The organism is Roseateles sp. (assembly GCF_044373315.1).
Taxonomy (GTDB): domain Bacteria; phylum Pseudomonadota; class Gammaproteobacteria; order Burkholderiales; family Burkholderiaceae_C; genus JACDQM01.
Map to the genome: position 1 here is coordinate 1 of NZ_JBILQK010000162.1, position 5,024 is coordinate 5,024.

At 68.5% G+C, this 5,024-nt stretch carries 4 protein-coding genes; 1 reads left to right on the plus strand and 3 read right to left on the minus strand.

Going from position 1 to position 5,024, the window contains the following annotated elements; translation table 11 throughout:
* The 3 genes from ACIQ67_RS19475 to ACIQ67_RS19485 all read right to left on the minus strand — a co-directional run.
* On the minus strand, positions 1 to 1,798 hold a 1,798-nt coding region (locus ACIQ67_RS19475), incomplete at its 3' end, for a bifunctional diguanylate cyclase/phosphodiesterase (RefSeq protein WP_397536031.1).
* Between the two features lie 263 nt (positions 1,799 to 2,061).
* Positions 2,062 to 3,813: a single-stranded-DNA-specific exonuclease RecJ gene (recJ, locus tag ACIQ67_RS19480; RefSeq protein WP_397536032.1), complete on the minus strand. Its 1,752-nt coding sequence runs from the start codon at positions 3,811 to 3,813 to the stop codon at positions 2,062 to 2,064.
* The gene (locus tag ACIQ67_RS19485; protein ID WP_397536033.1) at positions 3,810 to 4,736 is read right to left on the minus strand and encodes a hypothetical protein; all 927 of its coding nucleotides are present in this window, start codon (positions 4,734 to 4,736) and stop codon (positions 3,810 to 3,812) included. Before ACIQ67_RS19485 ends, recJ begins: the two co-directional genes overlap by 4 nt.
* 91 nt (positions 4,737 to 4,827) lie before the next feature.
* Here ACIQ67_RS19485 and ACIQ67_RS19490 point away from each other — a divergent pair.
* On the plus strand, positions 4,828 to 5,024 hold a 197-nt coding region (locus tag ACIQ67_RS19490), incomplete at its 3' end, for a hypothetical protein (protein WP_397536034.1).

Here is a 5,024-nt window from a genome sequence, read left to right on the forward strand (position 1 = left end):
GCGCATTGCGGCGCTCGACAAAAAAGCGGCTGGCTCCGGTGCCGCCCTTGGCGATGCGTTTGGGCTCGGCCAGTGCGGCGGAGATCTGGTGCGCGCCGCCGAACTGGCCGGGATGCACCTGGATGACACCCGCGCTGATCGTCGGCAGCGGCGTGAACAGGGGCTGGTTCTGCCGGTTCAGCGTCACATAGCCGCCGCCCTGCAGATGCTCAGGGCTGAAGAAGCTGCGGATGCCTTCATCGAAGGTCTGGCAGATGGCTTGCAGCCGCTGCGGCCAATCGGTGGACTCCAGCACCATCAGAAAGTCGTCACCGCCGATGTGACCGACGAAGTCCCGCTCGGCATCCGTCGACTGCAGCAGGATCTGCGCGGTGAGCTTGATCAGCTCGTCGCCTCGGTGGTAGCCGTAGACATCGTTGAAGGGCTTGAAGTTGTCGATGTCCCAGGCCACGACGACGAAGCGGCGCCCCGCCTGCACCAGGTCTTCCAGGTGGTTGTCGATGGGCACGTTGCCGGGCAACAGCGTCAGCGGATTGGCATAGCGGGCGGAGCAGACCTGCAAGTCAGAGACCGCCTTCAGCAGGTCCGAGGTACGGCCGGAGCCGAAGTAGCGGCCGTCGCGGGTAACGATGAAGCCGTCCACCATCAGCCGGTCGTCGAGGTTGGAGATCGCCTCGCTCATCTCGCGCAGGCTGGTGGCCACGTCGAATGTCAGCGGTTGGCGGTCCATCAGCTCGATGCAGCTGCGCTTGGCCTGAATCTCGCGGAAGAAGCGCTCGCCGCTGCGCTTGAGCACCTGCAGCGAGCGCAGGATGCCCACCGGGCGCTGCGCTTCATCGAGCACCGGCATCGAGAACAGCAATTCGTCCGACGCGAACATCTCCACCACGGTGCTGCACTTGACGGCGGCCGTCACTGTCGGCCCGCGTCGCGCCAGCTGTGCGGCGCTGGTGATGCTCTGCGGCGGAACGAAGGGCATGTCCAGGCGCCGATGCGGGCGCTCGCCGCCCAGCAGGGACAGCATCTCCGCGCGCAACTCAGCACGCGGCGTCGCGCTGGGCCTGGCGATCAGATAGCCCTGGCAGATCGATACACCCAGGCGGCGCAGCACGGCCAGGTCGGCAGCATGCTCCAGCCCCTCGGCGATCACCTTGCAGCCGCTGCTGGTGGCCATCTCGAGGATGGAGCGTACGAACTGCTGCTTCAGCGGTTCCTTCGCGATGCCATCGATGAAGTGGCGGTCGATCTTGACGTAGTCCGGCCGGATGTCCAGCCAGCGCTTGAGACTGGCGAAGCCTTCGCCCAGATCGTCCAGGGCGATGCCGAAGCCATGGCCGCGCAGGGCCTCCAGCGTGTGGCTCAGACGCTCGGGCTCCAGGATGGGGCGGGTCTCGGTGATCTCGATGACGACGCGGCTGGCGCACATGCCGAGTTCGCTGAACTCGGCCGCGACCTGTTCGATGCGGCCCTCGGCGGCAAGCAGGGTATCGGCCGTGAGGTTCAGGAACAGTTGCCCGGGCAGGCCCAGTTCGCGAAAGCGGCGCAGGGCTCGCCGCACCACCAGGCGCTCGAGTTCGATCAAGCGCCCGGCCAGCGCCGCGGTTTCGAACAAGACCAGCGGCGAATGCAGGGGGGAATCGGCGGGTCCGCGCGTCAAAGCCTCGAAACCCAGCAGCTGGCCGCGATCGACGTCGACCAGTGGCTGGTAGTGGATATCGACCTGGCGGTGGGCGATCAGGCTGTCGAGCTGCTCAAACAGCCGCGTGGCACAGGTGCTGGTGGGCTGATCTGGAAGCATGTCGTGGACTGAGCAAGGACGAACGGCGAGGACGGCGCCCGGTGAAGGCTTGAGGTCATTGTTCGGGTCCCCCATGTCAGATCAGTGACATGGGCGGCGCACATGCGCAGACGCCAGAAGCGCGGCCAGCTGTCGTGACGGATGTCACAAGCAGGGAAGGCGTCTTGTTGACGTGATGTTGGTCCGCAGCGGCCTCTTGACACCCGCACGACGGGCTCGTGACCCTTGCCGGCGGTGCAGCGAGCGCTCCTGTGTGCAGGGGGTCAGCCCGGGTCGGCCAGGGCTTCCACCACCATCTGCACGCGCTGCTGGCCCTGGTACTCGTCGAGGCTCAGGCGGTAGGCCAGGCGTGCGATGTCGGGCAGCGGATCGATATGGCCGAACCAGATCGCATCGCGCTGCAGGCCGCCCGGCGCCTTCAGGCGCAGCTTCAGATGACGCTCGCCGACGATGCGCTGTGACAGTACCTGCACCTCGTCGCAGAACAGCGGTGCCTCGAAGGCCTGGCCCCAGACCTGGGCCTCCAGCTCGGCCACGGCAGCCGGGGTGAAGGCCTCGGGCGGCAGCGGGCCGTCGGTGCGCAGCGTTCGGGTCAGCGTGGTCTCGTCCAGCCATTCGCGGGCGACCTGCTGCAGCGCGGTGTTGAAGCGCTCGAAGCCGTCGTCCTCCAGGGTGCAACCGGCTGCCATCGCATGGCCGCCGAACTTCTTCAGCAGATCGGGGTGGCGCTTGGACACCAGATCGAGCGCATCGCGCAGATGGAAGCCGGTGATGGAGCGCCCCGAGCCCTTCAGTTGCCCGTCCGCGCCGCGCGCGAACACAAAGGTCGGCCGGTGCAGCCTGTCCTTGATCCGCGATGCGACGATGCCAACCACGCCTTCGTGGAACTCGGGCTCGAACAGCGCCAGCGCCGGTGGCGGGTCGCCGCCCAGGGCCGGGTTACTCAGCAGCTCGTCCAGCTTGAGCTCGGCCTGCTCGCGCATGCCGGCCTCGATTTCGCGGCGCTCGCGGTTGATCGCGTCGAGCTGGCGCGCCAGTTCCAGCGCACGCGTGCTGTCGTCGGTCGTCAGGCATTCGATACCTAGCGTCATGTCGGACAGACGCCCGGCGGCATTGACGCGCGGCCCCAGCGCAAAGCCCAGGTCGAAGCCGGTGGCGCGGCTTGCATCGCGGCCGGCGGCGCTGAACAGCGCGGCCACGCCGGGCTGCATGCGACCGGCACGCATGCGGCGCAGGCCCTGCGCCACCAGGCGGCGGTTGTTTGCGTCGAGCTTGACGACATCGGCCACGGTGCCGAGCGCGACCAGATCCAGGAGCACATCGAGCCGGGGCTGTGTGGCCGCCTCGAACACGCCGCGCTGGCGCAGCTCGCCGCGCAGCGCCAGCAGCACGTAAAAGGCCACGCCGACGCCGGCCAGGTTCTTGCTGGCGAATTCGCAGCCGGGCTGGCTGGGGTTGACCAGGGCATCGGCTGCGGGCAGCTCGATGCGTTCATCCACCAGCGCGGGCAGGTGGTGGTCGGTCACCAGCACCTGCAGACCCAGGGCCTTGGCATGCGCCACGCCGGCCAAGCTCGCAATGCCGTTGTCGACCGTCACCAGCAGCGCCGGCTGCTGGGACAGCGCCAGGTCCACGATCGCGGGTGTCAGGCCATAGCCATGCACCGCGCGATCGGGCACCACATAGTCCACGCTGCCAGGTCTTGCGCCCAGTAGCGCCAAGCCGCGCAGCATCACCGCGCAGGCCGTGGCGCCGTCGCAGTCGTAGTCGGCCACGATGCAGATGCGTGCGCCGCGCTGCAGCGTGTCAGCCAGCAGCGTGGCCGCAGCAGCGATGCCCTTGAGCCCCTCGGGCGCCAGCAGGCGGGCAAGGCCATCGTCGAGTTCTTCGGCGCTGCGCACGCCGCGGGCGGCGAACAGGCGGGCCAGCAGCGGCGACAGGCCGGCCTGCTCCAGCGCCCAGACGGCGCGCGGTGGCGCATCCCGCGTGACGACTTGCGGCTTGGCGGCGCTCATAGCGCGGACAAGGCAGCAGCAACGTCGGCACGTGGCGCGGCCAAGCGCTGCCACAGGCCGGCAAGGCCTTTGCGCGGGCGACTTTCCCAGCGCTGCGCACTGCGCTCGCCGCACAGGGTCAACGCCACGGGCGTACCGGCCTGGTGGGCGCTCAGCAACTCACGCAGTGGGCCGGCGTCCAGCGCCAGCCAGGCTTCGCGCCAGCTGGCCCAGTCCTGTGTGAGCAGCGGCTCGCGCAGGCGTTTGTCCAGGCGCAGCGCCGGATCGTGCCGGCGAGGCCGGGCCAAGCCGCAGCCGGAGATCCAGACCGAGTTCAGCGCCAGCGCTCCGCGCGCCTCGCGTGGCTCATTCGGCGGCAGGCGGTGCAGCAGCATCTGCAGCTCGTTCTGCAGGCGCCTCAGCAGGCGGGCTTCCGGCATCCACGGGTCGACATTGCGGTTGATGACGCGGTCCAGGCTGGCGCTGGTCTGGCCGGCCAGATCCGGATGGGCGACATACCAGCGCGTGGCCGCGCCCCAGGCAAAGCGCCAGCCTTCCTCGGCCGGGAACAGCGGCCTGAGTGCGTCCAGAAAGGCGCGCGACTCCTGCTCCCCCAGCTCCAGCAGCGCCGGGTGCAGCGCAGTCACCTGGTCGCTGGTGACGTTCAGGTGCAGTGGCGTCAGCAACGCCCACGCCAGACCGTCGGTGTCCAGTCCATCATCTTCGGCCTGGGCGGCGGCAAAGGCCGTGCTGCCTTCCGTCCAGCCCCAGGCCTGGGCCTGGGCCAGCTCTTGCGGTGTCAGCGGCGCAAGCTCGTCGCCGCCCAGAGGGGCGTGCGCCTGCAGCGTGCCGAGCAGGGTGGCCAGATGCGGCAGGGCCAGGGTCTGCAGGGTTTGTTCGCAATCGTCGTCCAGCGCGCTGGCATGGGGAATCATCAGGTGCATGGGGCAATTATCGGTGGCCCCCGAAAGGGCGAGGCTTGGAGTGCCCAGAGCGTGTCACTATTCGTTCATGGCTGCTTCATAGAATGCTCCGATGACTAAAAATCCGCCCCCGGCAGGAGCTCTGCCTGATGCCGCTGTGCCGAGCTCGCTCGCATCGCCGGTTCCGCTGCTCAACCGGGAGCAGGCCATTCTCGAGTTCAACCGCCGTGTGCTGGCCCAGGCACAGCGCGAGGATGTGCCGCTGCTGGAGCGGCTGCGCTACATCTGCATCGTCTCCTCCAATCTGGA